This is a genomic window from Luteolibacter flavescens, from assembly GCF_025950085.1.
Taxonomy (GTDB): domain Bacteria; phylum Verrucomicrobiota; class Verrucomicrobiia; order Verrucomicrobiales; family Akkermansiaceae; genus Haloferula; species Haloferula flavescens.
Map to the genome: position 1 here is coordinate 1 of NZ_JAPDDS010000072.1, position 1,011 is coordinate 1,011.

A 1,011-nucleotide genomic window follows, 5' to 3' on the forward strand; every position below is an offset into this window, starting at 1 on the left:
AGGGGATATATTTCTTGTTATTACTTAATACAGCATTCACATATATCGAACCATCCGGTACGTACGTAGTAGTACTCCACGCGTTCACATCGATGATCGGGGACGATATCCTCAGGTAGTACTTATGCAAAAGCGTTGGCGTAAACTGACGAACTGAACGGACGGACGGTCGGATTTAGGGCTCCCATAAGTCCAAGTTGCCGGAGACGAAGTCGTAGTGGCCGCCGACGAGCTTGAGGGTGCCGTTGGCGATCCCCTCCTTGACGAACGGGTAGGTCTTGAGGTTCTCCAGGGATTGGTTCACGGCCTCCTTCTCCAAGATGGCGCATTGGTCATCGAAAGGCAGCGAGGCGTGCTCGGTCTGAACCTTCTTCTTGGCGGGGAAACCGGTCCTGACCCAGTCCTCGACGAAGTGGAAGGAGTCTGGTGCTCCATCCTTGAGTGAGAGGAGGGCCTTGATTCCACCGCAGCGGCTGTGGCCAATCACCACGATGAGTTCGACCTTGAGGGCGCAGACGGCGTACTCGATGGCCGACCCGACGCCAGCGTGCTTGATCTTGCAGTAAGCTGGGACCATGTTGGCGATGTTGCGGACGGTGAAGGCCTCGCCGGGCTCCAGGCCCATGGTCACCGACGGGCACACGCGAGAGTCGGCGCACGAGAACACCATGTACTTGGGTGCCTGGCCGGCCTTGAGCGGCTCGAAGAGCTCCGGCTTCTTGTCATAGAACTCGGTCTTGAACTTGGCGAACCCATCCTTGAGGCGGTCGACGGCGGCGTCCATCGCGGCGGGGGCGACGGGGGCGGCGAAGACGGGGGTGTTGCGGATGAGGCGGGGGCGGAAGGGGGCCGGGAGGTTGCTGCTGTTGGAGGAGGAGGAGGAGGAGGACGGTGAGGGGGAGGCGAGGCTGGCGACGACTGTGGCGCGGGAGCGCGGGGTGACAGTGGCGAAGCACCAGCTCTGGGCAGCGGCGGCGGCGGCGGCGGTCGACATTGTGAGAGGCGGTGCAC

Annotated in this window: 1 protein-coding gene; it reads right to left on the minus strand. The window is 61.6% G+C overall.

Annotation, left to right across the window (positions count from 1 at the left end; genetic code table 11):
• Positions 1–175: 175 nt before the first annotated feature.
• Positions 176–1,011: carbonic anhydrase (locus OKA04_RS25055; RefSeq protein ID WP_264503876.1), on the minus strand; the 836-nt coding region annotated here is incomplete at its 5' end.